The sequence below is a fragment of the Antiquaquibacter oligotrophicus genome, from assembly GCF_020535405.1.
Lineage (GTDB): Bacteria > Actinomycetota > Actinomycetes > Actinomycetales > Microbacteriaceae > Rhodoglobus > Rhodoglobus oligotrophicus.
In genome coordinates this window covers 1,353,971-1,373,714 of record NZ_CP085036.1, presented here as the reverse complement: position 1 = coordinate 1,373,714, position 19,744 = coordinate 1,353,971, and the positions used below count along the sequence as shown (strand labels likewise).

The window sequence follows — 19,744 nt, the reverse complement described above, 5'->3', positions numbered from 1 at the left end:
TCCACAGGCGGTCTGCGCGGCAGTTTGCGCATCATGCGGCACATCGGAAGTGCCGCGGTCTGCGCAAAGTACCGCGCTAGAGCCGGGAGCCCCTCGAGATACCCAGGTCGTCATCCGGCGCGGGTGCCTCGACGACGAGGCGCTGCTCCGCGTCGATGATGTCCCGGGCTTCGGATGCTTGGGGCTGCCACACCTGGTCGAACCCCGCGCTCATGAGGCCCGCCCCGGGGGCGCTCGCGCCGCGCAGTCGCGGCCGCCGCATGACGAAGCGCGCACCCCAGAACAGGGCGGCGACAGCGGCAAAGGCGGCGATGACGAGCACGATCTCCATCCCCACAGCGTAGGCGCGGTACTTTGCGCATGCTGCGGCAGATCGGAACGACCGCAGGATGCGCGAACTACCGCGCTACGGCGCGGGTGCCCCTACTGGAACGAGGACGCGACCCGGTTGCGGTGGTAGTCGAACACGATGCTCGTGCGGGTCGAGGCGACGCTCGGTTGGCCGGACAGGTGCTGCACGACGAACGTGCGGAGGGCCGAGCTGTCGGGTACGGCGACATGCACGATGAAGTCATCCGCGCCCCCGACGAAGAAGATCTGGATCACATCGGGCAGACCGCGGATGGCGTTGGCGAACGCGACGATGTTCTCCTGGCGCGCGCCGGGCCGAAGGGTGACGCCCACGAGCGCTTGCAGTTGCAGTCCGAGGTCGCGCTGATCGATGGCCGCGTGGAATCCGGTGATGGTGCCTTCGGAGATCAGTCGTCGGAGTCGGGCGTGGGCGGTGGATGCCGCGATCCCGGCGCGACTCGCGATGTCGGCGACGGTCGCGCGTCCGTCGTTAGCCACGACCTCCAGGATGCTGCGGTCGATGTCGTCCAGCGTGGGGCGGCGTGCATTCTGCGCCGCAGCCCCCTCACCCTCTGTCGTCATGGAGAAATAATCGCACAAGAGGCCTCCTGCCGAAGAATAATCGGAATGTGCGCAGAAACGCGGTGTGAAGTGCGAAACTGGCGCAACAAACAGACGAAAGGGCGTTCGATGCGTGTCGGTATCCCCACCGAGATCAAGAACAACGAAAACCGGGTGGCGATCACGCCGTCCGGTGTGGACTCGTTGGTGCGCGCGGGCCACGACGTGCTCATCCAGGAGGGCGCGGGCATCCATTCGTCCATCACGGATGACGCGTACCGTGCGGTCGGCGCCACCATCGTCGATGACGCCGACGCGGTGTGGGGCTCCGCTGACCTGCTCGTGAAGGTGAAGGAACCGATCGCGGCGGAGTACCGCCACCTCCGGCCCGACCTCACCCTATTCACCTACCTGCACCTCGCCGCCGACCGGCCGCTCACTCAGGCCCTCATCGATTCCGGATGCACGGCCATCGCGTACGAGACGGTGCAACTTCCGGACCGCTCGCTGCCCCTGCTCTCGCCCATGAGCGAGGTCGCCGGCCGGCTCTCGGTGGTTGTGGGTGCGCACGAGCTCATGCGCAGCCAGGGCGGCCGCGGGACGCTCCTGGGCGGAGTCGCGGGCACTCCCAAAGCGAAGGTCGTTGTCATCGGGGGTGGTGTCGCGGGGGAGCACGCCTCCGCAAACGCTCTCGGCCTCGGTGCCGACGTGACCATCATCGACGTGTCGCTCCCGCGGTTGCGAGCGCTGCAGACCCGATTCGGCGAGCGCATCCACACCCGTCCCTCGACGCCGTACGACATCGCGGAGGCCGTGAGTGACGCCGACCTCGTGATCGGGTCGGTGCTCATCCCGGGTGCGAGTGCCCCAAAGCTTGTCACCCTCGACATGGTGGAGCGCATGAAGGCCGGCTCGGTGCTGGTGGACATCGCGATCGACCAGGGCGGATGCTTCGAGGGTTCGCACCCGACAACCCACGACGATCCCACCTTCGCCGTGGCTAACTCGCTGTACTACTGCGTGGCCAACATGCCGGGCGCGGTGCCGGAGACCTCGACGCGAGCGCTCACCAACGCCACCACCCCGTACATCGAACGCATCGCCTCCCTCGGCTGGGACGCGGCGGCGGCCGCGGACCCCGCCCTCGCCCTCGGCCTGAATGTGCGCGGCGGCGAGATCACCAACGCGGGTGTCGCCGCGGCCTACGCCGGCTAAGAGGCCGCGGCGAGGGAGCCGAGCGCGAGTTCGACGAGCGCGTTCGCGTGATCGGCGAGCCCGCTGTCGTCGAACAGCACGCGTGACGAGTGCGGTTGTTCCGGCTCGCTGTCCCCGGGCGGGCGGGCCCCGAGGAGAATGAAGGCGCCGGGGGAGCGCTGCAGCACAAACGCGAAGTCCTCGGAGGCCATGAGCGGGGAGTCGAGTGGTTGGAGCCGCTCCTCGCCAAAACGCTGCGCGAGAAGTTGCGTCGCGTGGTCCGTGGCCCGGGCGTCATTGACGGTGACGGGGTAGTCCTCCCCGAAGTGAACGTCGGCCGTGCATCCGTGCGCCTCGGCGATCCGCTGAACGAACGTGGGCAGCTCGGCCGCGAGCTGGGCCACCGACTCCAGCGAGAGTGTGCGGATGGATGCGGCGAGGCTCGAGCGGTCGGGGATGACGTTGATCGCCGCGGAGTCGGCGGCGAGCTGCGTCACCGTCAGCACGATCGGGTCGCTCACGTCGAATCGTCGGGTGACGTACGTCTGCAGGGCGAGAACGATCTCGGCGACGACGGGCACGGTGTCGCGAACCCGATGGGGGCTGGAGGCGTGACCCCCGGTGCCGTGGACGGTCACCCGCAGATGGTTCATGCCCGCCATGATCGCGCCGGGACGAGTCGCGAACACCCCGGAGTCGAGCGTTGGCCACACGTGAAGGGCATAACTCGCGATGGGCGCTGGGCCGGCCGCATCGAGGAGTCCCTCGCCGAGCATGAGGGGTGCGCCCCCGTGACCTTCTTCTCCCGGTTGGAAGGCGAGGATGACACTGCCCGCGAAATCATGCCGGCGCTGGGTCAGGATCTGAGCCGCGCCCACGAGTCCCGCCATGTGTAGGTCGTGGCCGCACGCGTGCATGGCACCGTTCGTCGACGCCCAGGGCAGACCGGTCAGCTCGGCGACGGGGAGGGCATCCATGTCGGAGCGCAGCAGCACGGTGGGACCGGGCTTGTGCCCGCGAATCACGCCCACGACGGAAGAGAGAGCAGAACCGGTGGTCAGTGAGTCGAGCCCGAGCGGCTCGAGCTGCCGGATGATGGCGCTCTGAGTCTGGGGCAGGTGCAGCCCGACTTCGGGGATCCCGTGCAGTTCACGCCGCAAGGTCACAAGGTCGTGCGCGAACGTGCCGGTGGACTGCGTCGTCGCACTCGGTGTGGTGAAGCCGCTCATGCAGCCCCGCGAATCGCGTCGATTCGCCTCTGTACTTCGAGGGCGGTGTCGGAGGGTGGTTCGTAGAACGTTCCGTGGTGGGTGAGACACACCCACTCGTCGCCCTCGAGAACCCAGGTGCCGGTAAAGCGTGTGTGGGCCGTGAGGTCTGCGCCGTCGGCCGTGATGGAGTGGGTGAAGTACTCGCCGTCGAGTTCGGCCACGTTTCCCAGCCGCCGAGCGCTCGTGCGGTGGATGATGTAGAACGCGCCGTCCCGGAGGCTTCCCGCGAGGTCCAGGTAGCTCTGCTTGTTGTAGCGGTGCCCGAACACGCTCACGTAGAGAAAGTCGGGGTGAAGGTATCCCGACAGGGATTGCATATCGCCCGTCCCGTTGCAGTCGGTCCATCCGCGGAATCGTTCCGCGAGATGGGACGCCAACTCGTCGTCCCATGTCCAAGCAGTCACAGTGTTTCCTTCGTTCTCGAGCGGGGTTGGGTCGGAAGCGGGGCGGGTCGTCGACGCCGCCCCGCTTGCCGACTCAGGAACGCACGCCGGTGTCGGTGACGCGCAGCGGCGTGATGCCGGGGCCTGCGCCGAGGCCGCGCTCGCGACCGGTGTCGCCGAAGCCGGGGCGCGGCTCGTCCTGGTCAGGCAGGGGCGAGCAGTGGAAGTGCCACATCTTCCACACCGGGTTGCCGTCTCCGTCGTCGCGTTGGTAGATCTCGGTGGCGCGCAAGCGGTTCTCGAAGGCATCACCCTTCATGTCCCAGGTATCGGAACCGGTGCCCTGGTCGCCGATGGCGCGCATCGGGAAGACACCCTCGCACGCGATCCACGCCATGTCGCCCGAGATGGTCAGGCGCATGATCTCGATGTCGGGGAACTCGACGATGTCGAGCTGGCCCTGGTACCACTCCCACAGCTTCGACTTCTCCTCAATGCCGAAGTACGGGTGACCGTTCGCGTTGAACATGAGGTACGAATCACCCGACGGGTAGACCGACTGCATCAGCGGGATAACGAGCTGGTGGTTGGCCTCCCACCAGTCCTTGTGCAGCTTCAGGATCGCTTCGCGGTCCTCTTCAATCGTGGGCATGCCACGCTCCTTTCGTGAGGGTGTTGTCGACCGGATGTTTCCGCGACGGGGCCGCGGTGTGACCCGTCCTGCGACGGGACGTTTCTGGTGTTCTCACGACGGACGCTCCGTCGCGAGGGCCACGAGATCTTCGGGGTCGCCGGTCCACATCCCGGCTGCCGCGAGCGACCTGAGAAGGGGAGCGGGGTCGATACCGGATGACGCAGCGCGACGAAACCGGCTCGCTGCGGCATCGGGCCGCCCGAGCCTCGCGAGAAGCAACCCGGCCCAGATCGATGGCTCACCGTTGGCCGGTCCCAGGGTTGTCTGCGCGGTTTCGAGTTCCTGCAGGGCGGTGACGACAGCGCCGGGCGCTGCCGTCATGGGCCCGCTGAGAAGCCCCGGTTCTTCGAGCATCCGCACGAGCCCGGCGAGCGCGCCCGACGCAACGGACAGCCTGCGCAGTTCGCGCAACGGGTCCTCGTGGTCGTCGACCCGGATGTCGAGAATCGTGTCGGTGGCGAGGTCCCCGGTCGCGATCGTGGAGACGATGCGCACGGCTGCCGCCTGCATTCCGCGAAGGTCGCCGCCAGCGGACTGGGCCGCATCGAGGGAGGCCAGAAGGCGGTGCGCCAGATCACCCGACGTGGTGGTGAAGGCTTCGGCCATCGAGAGCCAGACCGCGCTGCCGGTAACCAAGTTGGCCTGAGCGGAGAAACCCTCGCCGACGATGTGACCGGCGGCAGCGATGCATCCGTCGCCCGTGTGGGCGGCCGCGTCACCGGAGGCGCTGAGCACCGCGACCTGTCGGATGCCCTGCCCCGGGTCCGCGGCAACTGCCTCCGCTAGGGCGTCGGCGGCCGTCGCGCCGCCCTCGACCAGGTCGAGCAGGATGGGTCCGTACGCCGCGCGCACAACAGACTGTGTCGCGACAACTCCGACCCCGGGTCGCGCCCACGGCACGAGAGACCCCACCCCGAAGTAGTGGGACTGGACGGCAACACCCATCTGGCCTGCGTCCGCATCAACGGCGACGATCGAATACGTCACGCGCCCACCTCCTCGTGTGTCTCCTCGGATGCCCGTCCGTCGGCCTTGTCGCGCCGTCGACCTCGTCCGATCCCTCGCACCCACTCGACGAACCCGGCAGCGGAGATCTCCCTGCCGCCGGTGAGACCCGTGCGCCGTAGCGCGAGGATGAGCAGAAGCGCGACGGCAAGGCCAACCTCGCTGATTCCCGGAAGTGTGGGTGTCGTGAATCCGCCGAGCTCCACACCCGGTTCGATGAGCTGCAGCCCGTAACGCAGCGCGCTGATCACGAGAGTGCCGATGATCGCTCCCGACAGCGTCGAGATACCGCCGACCACGAGCATCGCGATGAGAATGAAGGTCGGGCCGATGTAGAACGCGTCGGGGGACAGGCTTCCCTGCAGGTGCGCGTACAAGCCGCCGGCAATGCCGACGACAAACGCGCTGACCACAAAGGCGACACCGCGGTGGAACCCAATCGAGATGCCGATCGCCCGGGCGGCGACCGAGTCCTCACGCGTGGCCCGGATCTTCAGACCGAGCGCCGACTCCTGGAAGAACCAGACACCCGCGATGACCACGGCAAGCACGATGAGCACAACCGGAAGGGTCGTATCGGTGGGGATCGCCGTGATGCCCTTCGAACCGTTGGTGACGGCGCTCCAGTTGCCGACGACGACGTAGACGGCGACGAGGATGGCGAGGGTGCCAAGGCTGATCGTCAGGTCACCCATGCGAGCCATCGGCACACTCAGGGCCAGCGCCACCAGGGCGGCGAGCAGCGCGCCCACCACGATCGCGATGAACGTGGGGAGGTTGAGGTCGACCAGCCATTCGGGCATCCCGTCGAAGAGCACACTCTTGGAGATGACCGGAACGGTGAGGACAGCCGTCGTGTAGGCGCCGATGGCCATGAAGGCCAGTTGACCGAACGAGAACACTCCGGTCAGGCCGATGTAGACGTACAAGCCGACAACCGCGATCGCGTTGACACCGGCGGCCACAACGATCCGCCGCATCGATCCGTCGCCGCCCGCGAAGAAGGCGGTCGCCACCACGGTCGCGAGGATGATGAGAACGAGGGGGGTGTCTGCGAAGCCCCGAACTGCCTGCTTCATCTCAGACCCTCCCTTGCGCCGAGCGCACCGTGATCAGCCCGTTGGGCCGGAACACCAGCACCACAAAAACCGCCCCGAAGAGGAAGGCGTCACGGAAGGGTCGCATCTCCAGCGGCAGGAGCAGTTGGAGGGCAACCGAGACCGCACCGAGCGCATAGGCGCCCGCCACAGCTCCGGTGAGTGAGCCCATGCCGCCGAGGATGGTGGCAACGAACGCCATGAGCACGACCTGCACGCCGATCGTGTTCGTCACCACACCGGTTTGGGCGGTGAGGAGGAACGCCGCAACCGCGGCGAGGAGGCCGCTGATCGCGAACGCCGCCGCAATGACCACGTTCGCGCGAACACCCACCAGGCGGGCCGTCGTGAAGTCCTCGGCAGCAGCGCGCATCTGGATGCCGAGCGGCGCGAACCTCAGGAAGAGCGCGAGCCCGACGAGCAGCACGATCGTGAGACTCACGGTCACCACATCGAGAGTGAGCACACGCACCGGTCCGACAGGGAACGAGACATTCAACCAGCTCCACACCACACCCGAACGCAGGTCCGGTCCGAAAACGAGGATGGCGAGGTTCTGGAGCAGGTAACTCACCGCGAACGACGTGATGAGCATGGTCACGGGCCCGGAGCCGCGAACCGGCCGGAAGGCAACCCGCTCCATGAGTACCGCCACCGCGACGACGGTGACAACGAGCACGAGGATGCGCAGCGCGAGCGGCGCGGTGCTCATGAGGATGAGCACGTAGGCGCCGATGGTGACGAGCTCGCTGTGCGCGAAGTTGATCATCTTCAGCACGCCGTAGATGAGCGCGATACCGAGCGCAAAGATCGCATAGAGGCTGCCGAGCGCTATCGCATCGACAATTCCCTGGAGGAAGATCACGCGGCACCCCCGAAGTAGCTGTCGATGACCTCGGTCGAGGAGAGGATCTCGCTCGCCGCACCGTGAATCACGACGGAGCCCGACTGCAAGACGTAGGCGCGGTCGGCGAGGGCGACGGCCTTCGCCGCGTTCTGCTCGACAAGGAGCACGGTGGTTCCCTCGGCGCGCAGCTCCCGGATGATGTCGAAGATCTGCTCGACGATGAGGGGGGCAAGCCCGAGCGACGGTTCGTCGAGCATGAGCATCCTCGGCCTCGCGATGAGCGCGCGAGCGATAGCGAGCTGTTGCTGCTCGCCGCCCGAGAGCTTTCCGGCTGGGCTCGATACCCGTCGCTGCAACGCGGGGAAGCGTTCGAGCATGTCCGCGATGTCCTGCCGTGCGGCACGACGGTCGCGGCGGGCGGTTGCACCGATGCGAAGGTTCTCGGCCACCGTGAGCGACGTGAAGATGTGGCGGCCCTCCGGCACGAGCGAGAGTCCTTGTCGTAGGAGCGCTTCCGTTCGCAGCCCGACCACCGAGCGCCCGGCGAAGTCGATCCGACCACTCGCGGGCGCGACGAGACCGACGATCGACTTGAGAGCGGTCGACTTGCCGGCGCCGTTCGGGCCAATGATGGTGACGATCTCACCCTCGTTGACGGTGAAGCTGACACCGCGCAGGGCGGGTGATCGTCCGTACCGAACGACAAGGTCTTCGACGACGAGCATCACTGCGCCTCCATCCCGAGGTAGGCCTCGAGTACGGCGGGGTCGCGACGAATCTCCTCCGGTGTTCCCACCGCGATGGTGCGCCCGAAGTCCAACACCTGGATGCGTTGGCAGATGCCCATGATGAGTCGCATGTCGTGCTCGATGATGACGAGGGCGCACTCGAACCTCGCTTTGATCGCGCGCAGCGATTCGACGAGTTCGTCGCTCTCGGATTCGTTGGTTCCCGCGGCAGGCTCGTCGAGGAGCAGCACGCTCGGTGCACTCGCGAGAGCCCGGGCGATTCCGAGTCGGCGCTCCTCGCCATGGGGGAGGGCTCCTGCCGCAGCATCCCTCCTGTGCCCGAGCGACAGGGCATCGAGGATCTCGTCGGTGCGTTCGCGCGCCACCTTTCGGCGTGCGCCCGTGCCGAGCGCTCCGAGTTCGATGTTCTGCTCGACGGTGAGTGTGGGGAACGGGCGGACGGCCTGGAACGTGCGACCGATTCCCACACGCGCGATGCGTTCCGGCGACCACGAGGTGACGTCGCGGTCGGCCACGTGCACGGCACCCGTCGTGGGCCGCTGGAATCCGCTCAGCACATTCATGAACGTCGTTTTGCCCGCACCATTGGGGCCGATGAGTCCGAGGATTTCGTGGGCCGACACCGAGAACGACACACCATCGAGTGCGCGCACGCCATCGAAGTCGACGGTCACACCCCGAGCCGCGAGCACGGGGTTGTCGACGAGAGTGTCGAATGTCGGCGTCGCGGTCATCATTGTCCGATGAGCGGGATGACGCGGTCGCCGGCGAACTCGACGAGTTCGCGACCGCGCTCGAACGGGGCGGGGAACAGGATCACGGAATCCGAACCGGCATCCAGGAAGTTCTGGATCTTCGCGGCACACTCCTCCGCGTTGCCCGCGATGGCGAGATCTTCGAGCCAGGCATCCGGCATCTCCGCGGCAACCCGCTCGACCCCGCCCTTCGCGAGCTCGGCGAGCTCGTCGTCGATGCCGTAAACGGAGATGAGATCGGTGCCCTGCATGATCGTGAGGTAGAACGCGAGCGAGTGCCGCAGGGCGTCGCGGGCGGCTCGCGGGTCCTCGTCACCGCAGAAGAGCGCGAACGTCGCGATGCGGCGGTGACCACCGTCGGATGCCGCTGCACCCTCGTCGAGAAGCGTGCGAGCCCAGCGGATGTAGTCGACCCCACTCGTCGTCGACGCAACGAGACCGTCGGCGATGCGTCCGGTCTGCACGATCGACTTGGGGCCGACCGCCCCGATGTAAATGGGCGGAACCTCGGGAGTCGGGTAGGCGAGAGTGATCTCTTTGAGCTGCTGGATGCCGTCGAGCGACACGGTCTCGCCCGCGAGCAGTGCCTTGACCGTTTCAACGGATTCGCGAACCGCTCGCATGGGCGCGGGCGGCATGAGCCCCATTTGGTCAAGCCAGGCTGGCAGCCCGAGCCCGATGCCCGGCCAGAAGCGACCGGGGAACATGGCGGCGATCGTGGCGAAGTCGAGCGCTTGGATCGACGAGTGGCGCGTGACCGCCGATTGGATGCCGAGACCCACGGGAATCGTCGAGGTGGCAGCGAGTGCGGCCGTGGCGGCAATGACACCGCTGGTGTACCAGAGGTCTTCGGTCAGCCAGACCTCGCCGAATCCTTTCTCCTCGGCGAGAGCTGCGAGGCCGGGGATGTCGGCCGGGGGAATGTGGCTGCCGATGAGCAGTCCGACGGGTGCGTTCATGTCATCTCTCCTAGGGTTCGCGGTGCAGGCGGTCGAATGTGGCGAAGTGTCGCTCGAGGAGCACACCGACGCGGTCGGGTGCTTCGAGCATCGGCATGTGTCCGAGGCCCGGCATGAGGGTGAGTTCGGTCCGGAGGTGGTGTGCCATGTGCATGCCAAGCGCAGGGGTGCAGGTCGCGTCGAACTGTCCGGTCAGGACGAGCGATTCGCAGCGGACCGAGGGGGTTCGAGGGGTCGAGTCGGAGGTGACCGTCGCCTCCCACACACGCTTGACGATCTCGACCGGATTCGGGTTGGCGAGGCTGATACCCAGACGGATCACGGCCGGGTCGACGTCGGGGCCGAAGGTGATCTCAGGGAAGACCTTCTCGAACGTTCCGGGCACGCCGTACTCATCGAAGACGTCGAGCACGTCCTTGGCATCGGCGCCGGCAAAGTTGAGGGAGCTGCCGATGGCAGCGATCGACCGCACCTGCTTGGGGCGGGCGGCAGCGAGGCAGACGGCGAGAGAACCACCGAGGGAACCGCCGACCACGTGAAGGTCGGAGTCCAGGTTCTGGTCGTCGAGTACCGCGAGGATGTCGTCCAGCCACGCGTCGAGACCGAACTCTCCTTCTGCTGACGAGCCGCCGTGGGCGCGCAGGTCGGGCATGACGAGGGTGCGCTCCGGGCCGAGTCGCTCGGCGACGTCGAACCAAATGCGGCCCTGCATGTTGATGGGGTGGATGAAGAGAACCGGTGTTGCGCTCGGGTCGGTGCCGCGCCGGATCCAGCCCGCGAGCGTGCCGGCCGGGCCAGCAATGCGCAGCGGTGTCGTGTCCATGTTCTCGGTTCCCTTCTGTCGGATCAGGTGCCGGCGCCCCGCGGTGATCGGGGCGCCGGCACGAGTGGATCAGCCTTCGCAGCCCTCGGGGATGATGGCGTCCGCGGGCGGTGCGACGGTCTCGACGAACGCGCCGGTTCCGCCGTTGTAGCCGATGATCTGCATCGACCGGCCGATGGCGACGTGGCACGCTTCCGTGTACGTGGTCGCTCCGAGGATCGTCTCGATGTCGGAGAGCGAGGTCAGCGCTGCAGCGACCTCGGCACCGTCGGTCGAGCCGGCCTCTTCCATGCCGGCGACGATGGCCTGCACGATCGCGTATCCGTAGACCAGGTACGAGGTTGCCGGAGCACCGTACTCCTCGGTGTAGGCGGTGACAAGGTCGTTCATCTCGTCCGACGGGTCGTCGCCGTAGATGGATGCACTCGCCACGGCGTACACGTCGCTGACATCCGGAACGGCCTCGAGCCAGCCGGGTCCGTCGAACCCGGAGGTGGTCACGATGGGCGCGGTCACGCCAGCCGAGCGCAACTGCGCAACAGCCGTCGAGCCGGTGGGCGGGTAGCCGCACAGCGCGACGACGTCGGGCTGTGCGCCGGAGGCGACGAGGGCGCTGACCTGCGGCTGGACCGTGGTGTCGCCGTTGACGAAGACATCCTCGCCCACGACCGAACCGCCGAGGTTCTCGAAGGTGGTGGAGAAGGCCTCACACCATGACTTCGTGAAGTCCTCGCCGGTGTCGCCCAGCATGTAGGCGCTCTTCCAGCCCTGCTCGATGGCGAAGGATGCCGCGATGCTGGCCTGCGTCGTGGAGCTCTCGTTGATCGAGAACGCGAGCGGACCGATGCCGACGGGCCCGAAGAGGGCGCTGCCCGCACACGAGTAGGCGAGCTTGCCCGCCGCGAGGGCCTCTTGCGCCGCGGGTGCGCCGAGGTTGTAGTCGCACATCGTCACGACGACGTCCGCGCCCTTGTCGAGCACGTCGATGGCCGCGGTGGCGGAGAGCTCGACGTCGGATTTGGTGTCGGACACGACGACCTCGAGCTGGCGGCCGAGAACACCGCCTGCCGCGTTCTGGTCGGCAACCGCGAGTTCGATCGCGTTCTTGACGGGACCGTCGAAACCGCTGAAGAAGCCGGTCTGGGCACTGGCGACGCCGATGACGATCGGGTCGGACTCTTCCGATGGCGCATCGCTCGCGGCACACGCGCTGAGCGCCATGACAGCGATGACGCCGATCGCCGGGATGGCGATCTTGGTTCTGTGGTTCACGGATCTCTCCTTGGCTTGGGTGGTGCGTGGAGTGTCAGTTGTCTTGGTGGTGCTTTCCGTCGGGCCCGGCGGAGCTCGGAGCGAGGGTTGCTGCCTCGCCCAGAATGAAGTCGACGAGTGCGTCGAAGGCGTCCTTCACACGCACGTCGTCGTGTGTTGTGAAGAGGTCCAGTTGGAGCCCACGCAGAGTCGCGAGCACGAGGGTGGCGCGGATGCGGGCGGTGTCGGGGTCGTACCCGGCGGTGACGAAGACCTCGGTGAGGGAGTCGACCCAGCCGAACACGATGCCGTCGAGAAACTGCTCCCACTTCTCGGGCTGCGCTTGCGCGATGCCCCACACCTGGTAGAGGAGACGGAAGTAGGCGCGCATACCCTGCGAGAGGTTGTGGTCGAAGAACAGGGTGAGGGATGCCCGCAGGTCTGGTGCCCCGGTCGAGACGGTCTGAACCTCGAACTGCTGGCGCTCGCGTCGACGAACCTCCTGCACCGCGAGATTGATCAGGTTCTCCTTCGAACCGAAGTGGTAGATGAGAACGCGGTGGCTCGTCCCGAGATGGGTGGCGATGTCACGCAGGCTCAGGTCGTTCAGCCCGGTGGCCATGAGTTGGTCGATGGCGAGGTCAAGGAACTCGTCCTTTCTCGACCGGCGGCGATCCTGCGGAACCATCGTTATCTCTCTTGATCGGTGACGAAAACTTGTGTACCACTTGGTACATATTGAGATCATCATCATCACGACCGGTGGTCGGCTCAAGAGGGAAGAGGCAGTTGGAGCGTGGTTTTTACGACCTCGTTACATCGACGAAACACAGCGCGGCGAACCTCACCGATGCCCACCACCGACGGGATACCACCCCGCAGCGACCGCTGCTCAGGCGAAGGAGAACCGCATGACACCCCCGCTCCGACTCGGATACAAAGCCTCAGCCGAGCAGTTCGATCCCGCTCGACTGCTGGACTTCTCGGTGCTCGCCGAGGACGTCGGCTTCGACTCCGTTTTTGTCTCCGATCACCTCCAACCGTGGATGCACGACGGAGGTCACGCTCCCGCTGCGATCCCTTGGCTGGGAGCGCTTGCCGCACGCACCGAGCGTGTTGTCATCGGTACCTCGGTGCTCACTCCCACCTACCGGTATCACCCCGGTGTGGTGGCCCAAGCCTTCGGAACACTCGGGCTTCTCGCGCCGGGGCGAGTCGTGCTGGGAGTGGGCACGGGCGAAGCCCTCAACGAGGTCACCCTTGGCATCGAGTGGCCTGAGGTGAAGGAGCGTTTCGCCCGCATGAAGGAGGCCATCGAGCTTATATACCTGCTGTGGAATGAAGACCGCGTGACGTACGACGGTCGCTTCTACTCCACACGCAACGCGACCATCTACGACAGGCCGAGCGAGGAGGTTCCCCTCTACATCGGAGCCTCCGGCCCTGCTGCCACACGCCTGGCGGGACGCATCGCGAGCGGGTGGATCACCACATCCGGCAAGGCTCGTGAGCTCTACACCGAGAACCTTCTTCCTGCGTTCGACGAGGGCCTGTCCCGTCGGGCGGAGGACGGGGTCTACGGTCCGGGCGACGATGTCGACCGTCTCATCGAGGTCAAGGTGTCGTTCGACCACGACTACGACCGTGCGCTCGAGGACACCCGGTTCTGGGCGCCCCTCGCACTGAGTCCCGAGGAGAAGATGGGTGTCGAGGACCCGCTGGAGATGCAGAGACTCGCCGGCGCCCTGCCCACCGAGAGGGCGGCCTCACGATTCATCGTCTCGACAGATCCAGACGAGCATGTCGCCCGCATCCGCGAGTACCTCGACCTCGGCTTCAACCACCTGGTCTTCCATGCGCCCGGTCATGACCAGGAGCGGTTCCTGCGACTGTACGGCGAGGAGATCCTCCCCAGGCTCCGCGCGCTGGAGTGACACACGGGCTGGCGGCGGCGTGCCACTCAATAGACTGGGCCGCATGCTGCTGTCTGACCGCGATATCCGGGCCGAGCTGAACGCGGGCCGCATCGGCCTCGAACCCCTCGAACTCGACATGGTGCAGCCGTCGAGTATCGACGTTCGGCTGGATCGGTTCTTCCGGTTGTTCGACAACCACAAGTACCCGTTCATCGACCCGGCGGAGGATCAGCCGGAGCTCACGCGGCTCATCGAGACGAAACCGGATGAGCCGTTCATCCTGCACCCCGGAGAGTTCGTGCTCGGCTCCACCTTTGAACTCGTCACGCTGCCGGATGACATCGCCGCCCGCCTCGAGGGCAAGAGTTCGCTCGGCCGCCTCGGCTTGCTCACCCACTCGACGGCGGGATTCGTCGACCCGGGGTTCTCGGGCCACGTCACGCTCGAACTGTCGAACGTCGCGACGCTGCCGATCAAGCTGTGGCCCGGCATGAAGATCGGGCAGTTGTGCTTCATCCGCACGAGTTCGCCGGTCGACAACCCCTACGGCTCCGGCGCGTATCTCAACCGCTACCAGGGTCAGCGTGGGCCGACGGCATCCCGCAGCTTCTTGAACTTCCACCGCACCGACGTCACGTCGACGGATGCGGGCTCCGCCGGCAACTAGCCATATTCGCTGTACTCGCGCTACAGTGAATTAGCGCGCACACGCGCGGACCGCTACGCCGCTGCTGCCCTCACACGGGTGTGACAGCACGCCCCGAGGAGTGACCATGATCGCGCGCCTACTGAAAGCCTCCGGAGTGGCGCTAGCCTGCGCCGCACTAGCGGCGCTGAGCTGCTCGCCAGCCGCTGCGGCAGAACTGCCCGAACACCAGCGGCTCTCCACCATCGACGCGAACACGGGGATCCTCTACGACATCGATCCCGCGACCGGCGGCGCTACGGCACTCTGGGACACCGGACTTGAGGGTGCGCAGGCACTCTCCCTCGACGCATCCGGTCGTGGTTTCGCGACAACCAACACCGGGCCGGCCTGGCAATCGTCGCTCTGGGCTGTGGATGTCACGAACCAGTCCGTCACGGAGATTGCGCCCATCACGCGCGCGGGCCACCCCGAGACGTCGGGCACCTGCCACAGCCTTCAACAGTCCGGTGGTGCTCTCTATGCTTACTGCGGCTTCTACGAGTACCCCGGCGGTACAAACACCTATTCCGTCATCGACCAGGCGACGGGCGAGTTCACCCCGCTCTTCGTATTCAGCACGGGCGGCACGGAAGATGTCATACCGGCCATCGATCCCGCTGACGGCACCCTCTTTTTCGCTGCGAGTTCCCACCTCTACCTGTTCGATCTGGAAACCTTCGACCCAACCGCTCCCGAAGGAGTCGCTCAGTTCAGGGTCGCCGAATTTCCCTCCTTCATGGGGAGTGGAAACTTCTCCGAGGGCAGCGTGCTGTGGGTTCCCCTGCCCGACTACCTGACCCAGACCACGCGACTGGCGACATGGGATCGAACGACCGGTGAAGTCCAGGTCGTGGGCAACATCGCGGCGTCGGTTCCGGTCTACAGCTACGTTGTCGCGGTGTGGGGAGCTGCGCCGGACATGCCCGCCCCAGCACCCGCGCCCGCCGCGGCACCCGAACTGGCCGCGACCGGATTCTCGCCAGCGCCTCTCGTCTTAGTGGGTGCCGGAATCCTCGTGCTCGTGGGCGCGGTGCTCGCGGTGCGCCGTCGCGCGGCCTAGCGCTGCGCGGAGGTTGGGGGAGGCCGCGCCCGCTTGAACAGCCGCGCGCGCGTCAAACCTCAGCGGGCGACGCGACGCTGAGCGACGTCTTAACCCAGCTGGGTTAGCTGCCAGCCGAGCCACGGGCTGAACGCGTAAGGGGCAGCCTGCGCGGCGGTTGCCAGGGCATCCGGGTCCACCCAGGCGAACTCGGCCACCTCAGACGGGTTCGGGTTGACGACCGACGTCGTCACCGCGCGGTAGACGGGACACACCTCGTTCTCGACGATGCCGGATGCATCGACCGCCCGATACCGGAAGTCAGGAAGTATCAACTCCACCCCCGAGACGGTGATCCCCAACTCGTCGGCGGCCCGGCGCGCAATCGCGCTCTCGAACGACTCGCCTGGCGCCGGATGCCCGCAAAACGAGTTCGTCCACACCCCGGGCCACGTGAGCTTCGACAGTGCCCTGCGCGTGACGAGCACCTGCCCCGCCTCGTTGTACACGTGACAGGAGAATGCGAGGTGAAGCGCGGTGTCCGTTGTGTGCACGGCGATCTTGTCCGCGACGCCGATGGCTTCGCCGGATTCGTCGAGGAGGACGACCTGCTCTGGCTGGCTCATCGCGGTACTCTGCCTAAGTGGACGGATCAGGGCTGCTCGCGCTCTCACAAGAGAGGCAATCGCAGGTCGACGCCGTGCTGGCGCGCTTCTTCACCCTAGCTCAGAGCCGTGCGGCCACCATGGGCCCGCAATACGTCCGCCTCTGGAAGGCGCTGGAGGAGAGTACGCGCGGCGGAAAGCGCTTCCGACCGGGAATGGTGATGGCCGCGTACCAGTCACTAGGGGGCACGGACTCGGAGGCGGCGGCGTACGTCGGTGCCGCGTTCGAGTTGCTGCACACCGCCCTCATCGTGCATGACGACGTCATAGACCACGACTTTGTGCGACGAGGTGTACCCAACCTCTCCGGCAGCTACCGCGAGCAGGCCATCGCCGAGGGCCACTCGGAGCGGGCAGCGGAGCACAGCGGGATCTCCGCCGCGGTGATCGCCGGCGACCTCGCACTCTTCAACTCGTACCGACTCATCGACCGCAGCGGTGTGAGCGGGGCGGTGCGTGCGCGCCTTCTCGACGTGATGGATGAGGCGCTCTTTGCCTCCGCCGCGGGCGAGATGATCGACGTGGATTTCGCCTCGGCGACCGAGGTTCCTCGGGTCGACGACATCCTCACCATGGAACGTCTCAAGACCGCCGTCTACTCGTTCGAATGCCCGCTGCAGGCTGGCGCGATTCTTGCGGGGGCCAGCGACGAGGTTGTGGCAACACTCGGTGACTTCGGGCGCGAGATCGGTATCGCGTACCAGATCGTGGACGACCTTCTCGGCGTCTTCGGTGCGGAAGAAGAGACGGGCAAATCCACGACGGGCGACCTGCGCGAGGGCAAGCGCACTGTCCTCATCGCGTACGCCGCGAGCACACGCGAGTGGGCGGAGGTCGAGCACCTCTTCGGCGACGAGAACCTGACGGCGACGGATGCCGAGCGCCTCCGCACCGCGTTGAGTGACTGCGGCGCCCGCTCCTTCACCGAGGGGCTCGCGCGTTACTACGCCAACCGCGCGCTCGCGCGGCTCGCGGAACCCCACATCCTTCCGGCACTCCGCGCCGAGCTGCACCCCGTTGCCGATGTTGTCCTCGGGCGCGTGAAGTGAGCTCGCGGCTGGCCCTCTACGACCGGGTTGCTGAGGAGGTCGCGAGTGTCGTCATCCGCAAGTATTCGACGTCGTTCGGGTTGGCCTCGCGTCTGCTCGGGCCCGATGTCCGCCAGCACGTGGAAAACATCTATGCCCTCGTGCGGGTCGCGGACGAGATCGTGGACGGTCCGGCCACGGAGGCCGGCCTCGACACGGTGCTCGCCGGTCGTTCGCTGAACGAGTTGGAGCGCGAAACCGAGCACGCCATGGAGACGGGTTTCAGCGCGAATCTTGTGGTGCACGCCTTCGCCCTGACGGCCCGCGAGGTCGGCTTCGGGAGTGAGCTGACCGCTCCCTTCTTCGACTCGATGCGGGCCGACCTCACCGAGACGGTGCACGACCAGGCGAGTTTCGACACCTACGTATATGGCTCGGCCGAGGTTGTGGGGCTCATGTGTCTCGCGGCGTTCCTGAAGGGCGAGCAGCTCGACGAGCAGCAGCACGCGGAGTTCACGCGTGGCGCTCGCGCCCTCGGGGCCGCCTTCCAGAAGGTCAACTTTCTGCGGGACCTCGCGGCGGATTTCGAGACGCTCGGCCGAAGCTATTTTCCGGGCATCCGTGTCGACTCGTTCACGGAGCAGGAGAAGCATCGGCTGCTCGATGACATCGACCACGACCTGGCCGTGTCGGCGGCGGTCGTGCCGAAGCTACCGGCGTCGAGCCGCCGTGCGGTGGCGTTGGCGCAGTCGCTGTTTGCCGAGCTCTCGGTGCGTCTCCGGGCGACACCCGCCAGCGATCTCGTGCGGGCTCGTGTGCGTGTACCGAATCCGGTGAAGGCGCGATTGGCGCTCGTGGCAAGCCTTGGAGGGATGCCGAAAGCATGAAGAAGGATGCCGGCCCCCGCCGTATCGTCGTGATCGGAGGCGGAATCGCGGGCCTCGCCAGCGCGGCGCTGCTCGCGCGGGAGGGCCACACCGTCACGCTCCTCGAGGGGCGACCAGAGGTGGGCGGGCGCGCCGGCAGCTGGGAGCACGACGGCTTCCGCTTCGACACGGGGCCGTCGTGGTATCTCATGCCTGAGGTCTTCGACCACTTCTACCGCCTGCTCAACACGACCGCCGAGGAGCAGCTCGAGCTGGTAACCCTCGACCCCGGTTACCGCGTCTACTTCGAGGGGATCGACGAACCGCTCGACGTTTCGACCGAGGTCGACGACAACGTTGCACTCTTCGAGAGCATCGAGAAGGGTGCCGGAGCGCGACTGACCCGATACCTCGAGTCGGCGCGCGAGACGTACGAGCTGGCTAAAAAGCGCTTCCTGTACACGACCTTCGCCGACCTGCGTCCGCTCATGCGCGAAGACGTGGTTTCGCGCACCGGCCGATTCCTGCGACTGCTCACTCAGCCGCTGTCGTCGTTCGTCGGCTCCAAGTTCAAGGACCGCAGGCTTCGTCAGCTCCTCGGCTACCCTGCCGTGTTCCTCGGTTCGTCGCCGTACCTCACCCCGAGCATGTACCACCTCATGAGTCACCTCGACCTGCAGGACGGCGTGCTCTATCCCATGGGCGGCTTCACGCGGGTGATCGAGAGCATCGCCGACCTCGCCGAGGGGGAGGGGGTCGAGATCGTCACGAGCGCGTCCGTCACGAGCATCCGGGTCGAGGGCGGTCGTGCGACCGGTGTCGAGTACACGGATGCCGCGGGCAAGACTCACACGCTGGATGCCGATCTCGTGGTTTCTGCGGCGGACCTCCACCACACCGAAACCCAGCTCCTCGCCCCCGAACATCGCACCTACCCCCAGGAGTACTGGGATGCCCGCACCGCGGGCCCCGGCGCGCTCCTCCTCTACCTCGGTGTCGAGGGTTCCCTGCCCGAGCTCGAGCACCACACCCTCCTCTTCACTCGCGAGTGGGAGAAGGGTTTCGAGGCGATCTTCGGTGACAGCCCGAGCGTGCCGCAGCCGGCGTCGCTGTACATCTGCAAGCCGAGCGGCGTCGACCCGGATGTCGCGCCCGACGGTTTCGAGAACGTGTTCGTGCTGGTGCCCGTGCCGGCGGACCCCGCGATCGGCGTCGGCGGCGTGGACCGCGAGGGTGACCCCGACCTCGAGGCGATGGCCGATCGGGTGGTCGAGCAGATCGCGGAGTGGACGGGCATCCCGAATCTCGCTGACCGCATCACGGTGCGCCGAACGGCGGGCCCCGGCAACTTCGAGCAGGAGCTCAACGCGTGGAAGGGCACGGCGCTCGGGCCGGCTCACACGCTCAAGCAGAGCGCGTTCTTCCGCGCGGGGAACGTGTCGAAGAAGGTGCGCGGCCTCTACTACGCGGGCGGTTCCACGATCCCGGGTATCGGTCTTCCGATGTGCCTCATCAGTGCGGAGATCCTCGTGAAGCGCCTGCGCGGCGACACGTCGACGGAGCCGCTGCCCGAGCCGCTCGAGCCGACGGTGAAACCCTGAG

General features: G+C 66.7%; 22 protein-coding genes. 7 read left to right on the top strand and 15 right to left on the bottom strand.

Features of this window, described 5'->3' with window-relative positions; genetic code table 11:
• Positions 1-76 precede the first annotated feature (76 nt).
• Both LH407_RS06880 and LH407_RS06875 read right to left on the bottom strand, forming a co-directional pair.
• Entirely contained in the window at positions 77-331 is a 255-nt protein-coding gene (locus tag LH407_RS06880; RefSeq protein WP_322134726.1) for a hypothetical protein, read from the bottom strand.
• A 92-nt stretch (positions 332-423) separates the two neighbouring features.
• Complete coding sequence (locus LH407_RS06875) at positions 424-933, bottom strand: Lrp/AsnC family transcriptional regulator (protein ID WP_322134727.1); 510 nt, start codon at positions 931-933, stop codon at positions 424-426.
• Positions 934-1,041: 108 nt separating this feature from the next.
• On the opposite strand from LH407_RS06875, the gene ald reads away from it, so the two are divergent.
• A complete protein-coding gene (gene ald / locus LH407_RS06870) occupies positions 1,042-2,127 on the top strand; it encodes an alanine dehydrogenase (protein WP_322134728.1) in 1,086 nt (361 codons plus the stop codon).
• Here the strand turns inward: ald and LH407_RS06865 are convergent.
• From LH407_RS06865 to LH407_RS06810, 12 genes are all read right to left on the bottom strand, one after another.
• A complete protein-coding gene (locus tag LH407_RS06865; protein ID WP_322134729.1) occupies positions 2,124-3,335 on the bottom strand; it encodes a M20 metallopeptidase family protein in 1,212 nt (403 codons plus the stop codon). The genes ald and LH407_RS06865 overlap by 4 nt on opposite strands.
• Complete coding sequence (locus LH407_RS06860; protein WP_322134730.1) at positions 3,332-3,781, bottom strand: nuclear transport factor 2 family protein; 450 nt, start codon at positions 3,779-3,781, stop codon at positions 3,332-3,334. The genes LH407_RS06865 and LH407_RS06860 overlap by 4 nt, the downstream gene beginning before the upstream one ends.
• Before the next feature lie 73 nt (positions 3,782-3,854).
• Positions 3,855-4,412 (bottom strand): YybH family protein, encoded by a 558-nt coding sequence (locus LH407_RS06855; RefSeq protein ID WP_322134731.1) that lies wholly within the window; start codon positions 4,410-4,412, stop codon positions 3,855-3,857.
• Between the two features lie 93 nt (positions 4,413-4,505).
• The gene (locus tag LH407_RS06850) at positions 4,506-5,441 is read right to left on the bottom strand and encodes a DUF1028 domain-containing protein (RefSeq protein ID WP_322134732.1); all 936 of its coding nucleotides are present in this window, start codon (positions 5,439-5,441) and stop codon (positions 4,506-4,508) included.
• Positions 5,438-6,538, bottom strand: a complete 1,101-nt coding sequence (locus LH407_RS06845; RefSeq protein WP_322134733.1) for a branched-chain amino acid ABC transporter permease — start codon at positions 6,536-6,538, stop codon at positions 5,438-5,440. The genes LH407_RS06850 and LH407_RS06845 overlap by 4 nt, the downstream gene beginning before the upstream one ends.
• 1 nt (position 6,539) lies before the next feature.
• A complete protein-coding gene (locus LH407_RS06840; RefSeq protein ID WP_322134734.1) occupies positions 6,540-7,421 on the bottom strand; it encodes a branched-chain amino acid ABC transporter permease in 882 nt (293 codons plus the stop codon).
• On the bottom strand, positions 7,418-8,128 hold the full coding sequence (locus LH407_RS06835) for an ABC transporter ATP-binding protein (RefSeq protein ID WP_322134735.1): 711 nt from the start codon (positions 8,126-8,128) through the stop codon (positions 7,418-7,420). The genes LH407_RS06840 and LH407_RS06835 overlap by 4 nt, the downstream gene beginning before the upstream one ends.
• Entirely contained in the window at positions 8,128-8,889 is a 762-nt protein-coding gene (locus LH407_RS06830; RefSeq protein ID WP_322134736.1) for an ABC transporter ATP-binding protein, read from the bottom strand. The genes LH407_RS06835 and LH407_RS06830 overlap by 1 nt, the downstream gene beginning before the upstream one ends.
• Positions 8,886-9,866: an LLM class flavin-dependent oxidoreductase gene (locus tag LH407_RS06825; protein WP_322134737.1), complete on the bottom strand. Its 981-nt coding sequence runs from the start codon at positions 9,864-9,866 to the stop codon at positions 8,886-8,888. Before LH407_RS06825 ends, LH407_RS06830 begins: the two co-directional genes overlap by 4 nt.
• Positions 9,867-9,876: 10 nt before the next feature.
• On the bottom strand, positions 9,877-10,689 hold the full coding sequence (locus LH407_RS06820; RefSeq protein WP_322134738.1) for an alpha/beta fold hydrolase: 813 nt from the start codon (positions 10,687-10,689) through the stop codon (positions 9,877-9,879).
• A gap of 69 nt (positions 10,690-10,758) precedes the next feature.
• Positions 10,759-11,961, bottom strand: coding sequence for an ABC transporter substrate-binding protein (locus LH407_RS06815; protein WP_322134739.1), 1,203 nt, complete (start codon positions 11,959-11,961; stop codon positions 10,759-10,761).
• Positions 11,962-11,995: 34 nt separating this feature from the next.
• Positions 11,996-12,628, bottom strand: a complete 633-nt coding sequence (locus tag LH407_RS06810; protein WP_322134740.1) for a TetR/AcrR family transcriptional regulator — start codon at positions 12,626-12,628, stop codon at positions 11,996-11,998.
• Between the two features lie 223 nt (positions 12,629-12,851).
• Between LH407_RS06810 and fgd the strand changes: the two genes are divergently transcribed.
• From fgd to LH407_RS06795, 3 genes are all read left to right on the top strand, one after another.
• Positions 12,852-13,874: a glucose-6-phosphate dehydrogenase (coenzyme-F420) gene (gene fgd / locus LH407_RS06805; RefSeq protein ID WP_322134741.1), complete on the top strand. Its 1,023-nt coding sequence runs from the start codon at positions 12,852-12,854 to the stop codon at positions 13,872-13,874.
• A 43-nt stretch (positions 13,875-13,917) separates the two neighbouring features.
• Entirely contained in the window at positions 13,918-14,523 is a 606-nt protein-coding gene (dcd, locus tag LH407_RS06800; protein WP_322134742.1) for a dCTP deaminase, read from the top strand.
• A gap of 106 nt (positions 14,524-14,629) precedes the next feature.
• Positions 14,630-15,604, top strand: a complete 975-nt coding sequence (locus LH407_RS06795) for an NHL repeat-containing protein (RefSeq protein WP_322134743.1) — start codon at positions 14,630-14,632, stop codon at positions 15,602-15,604.
• Between the two features lie 89 nt (positions 15,605-15,693).
• Here LH407_RS06795 and idi read toward each other — a convergent pair whose 3' ends face one another.
• Positions 15,694-16,209 (bottom strand): isopentenyl-diphosphate Delta-isomerase, encoded by a 516-nt coding sequence (idi, locus tag LH407_RS06790; protein WP_322134744.1) that lies wholly within the window; start codon positions 16,207-16,209, stop codon positions 15,694-15,696.
• A 17-nt stretch (positions 16,210-16,226) separates the two neighbouring features.
• Between idi and LH407_RS06785 the strand changes: the two genes are divergently transcribed.
• The 3 genes from LH407_RS06785 to crtI are packed head-to-tail and all read left to right on the top strand — an operon-like array spanning position 16,227 to position 19,743.
• Entirely contained in the window at positions 16,227-17,297 is a 1,071-nt protein-coding gene (locus LH407_RS06785) for a polyprenyl synthetase family protein (protein ID WP_322134745.1), read from the top strand.
• A complete protein-coding gene (locus LH407_RS06780; RefSeq protein ID WP_322134746.1) occupies positions 17,294-18,163 on the top strand; it encodes a phytoene/squalene synthase family protein in 870 nt (289 codons plus the stop codon). The genes LH407_RS06785 and LH407_RS06780 overlap by 4 nt, the downstream gene beginning before the upstream one ends.
• Complete coding sequence (gene crtI, locus LH407_RS06775) at positions 18,160-19,743, top strand: phytoene desaturase family protein (protein WP_322134747.1); 1,584 nt, start codon at positions 18,160-18,162, stop codon at positions 19,741-19,743. Before LH407_RS06780 ends, crtI begins: the two co-directional genes overlap by 4 nt.
• Position 19,744 lies beyond the last annotated feature (1 nt).

Bases quoted from the DNA above. Each gene is read 5' to 3' on its own strand.
- LH407_RS06880 (WP_322134726.1), bottom strand. From the start codon at position 331: ATGGAGATCGTGCTCGTCATCGCCGCCTTTGCCGCTGTCGCCGCCCTG.
- LH407_RS06875 (WP_322134727.1), bottom strand. From the start codon at position 933: ATGACGACAGAGGGTGAGGGGGCTGCGGCGCAGAATGCACGCCGCCCC.
- ald (WP_322134728.1), top strand. From the start codon at position 1,042: ATGCGTGTCGGTATCCCCACCGAGATCAAGAACAACGAAAACCGGGTG.
- LH407_RS06865 (WP_322134729.1), bottom strand. From the start codon at position 3,335: ATGAGCGGCTTCACCACACCGAGTGCGACGACGCAGTCCACCGGCACG.
- LH407_RS06855 (WP_322134731.1), bottom strand. From the start codon at position 4,412: ATGCCCACGATTGAAGAGGACCGCGAAGCGATCCTGAAGCTGCACAAG.
- LH407_RS06845 (WP_322134733.1), bottom strand. From the start codon at position 6,538: ATGAAGCAGGCAGTTCGGGGCTTCGCAGACACCCCCCTCGTTCTCATC.
- LH407_RS06835 (WP_322134735.1), bottom strand. From the start codon at position 8,128: ATGCTCGTCGTCGAAGACCTTGTCGTTCGGTACGGACGATCACCCGCC.
- LH407_RS06830 (WP_322134736.1), bottom strand. From the start codon at position 8,889: ATGATGACCGCGACGCCGACATTCGACACTCTCGTCGACAACCCCGTG.
- LH407_RS06825 (WP_322134737.1), bottom strand. From the start codon at position 9,866: ATGAACGCACCCGTCGGACTGCTCATCGGCAGCCACATTCCCCCGGCC.
- LH407_RS06820 (WP_322134738.1), bottom strand. From the start codon at position 10,689: ATGGACACGACACCGCTGCGCATTGCTGGCCCGGCCGGCACGCTCGCG.
- LH407_RS06810 (WP_322134740.1), bottom strand. From the start codon at position 12,628: ATGGTTCCGCAGGATCGCCGCCGGTCGAGAAAGGACGAGTTCCTTGAC.
- fgd (WP_322134741.1), top strand. From the start codon at position 12,852: ATGACACCCCCGCTCCGACTCGGATACAAAGCCTCAGCCGAGCAGTTC.
- dcd (WP_322134742.1), top strand. From the start codon at position 13,918: ATGCTGCTGTCTGACCGCGATATCCGGGCCGAGCTGAACGCGGGCCGC.
- LH407_RS06795 (WP_322134743.1), top strand. From the start codon at position 14,630: ATGATCGCGCGCCTACTGAAAGCCTCCGGAGTGGCGCTAGCCTGCGCC.
- idi (WP_322134744.1), bottom strand. From the start codon at position 16,209: ATGAGCCAGCCAGAGCAGGTCGTCCTCCTCGACGAATCCGGCGAAGCC.
- crtI (WP_322134747.1), top strand. From the start codon at position 18,160: ATGAAGAAGGATGCCGGCCCCCGCCGTATCGTCGTGATCGGAGGCGGA.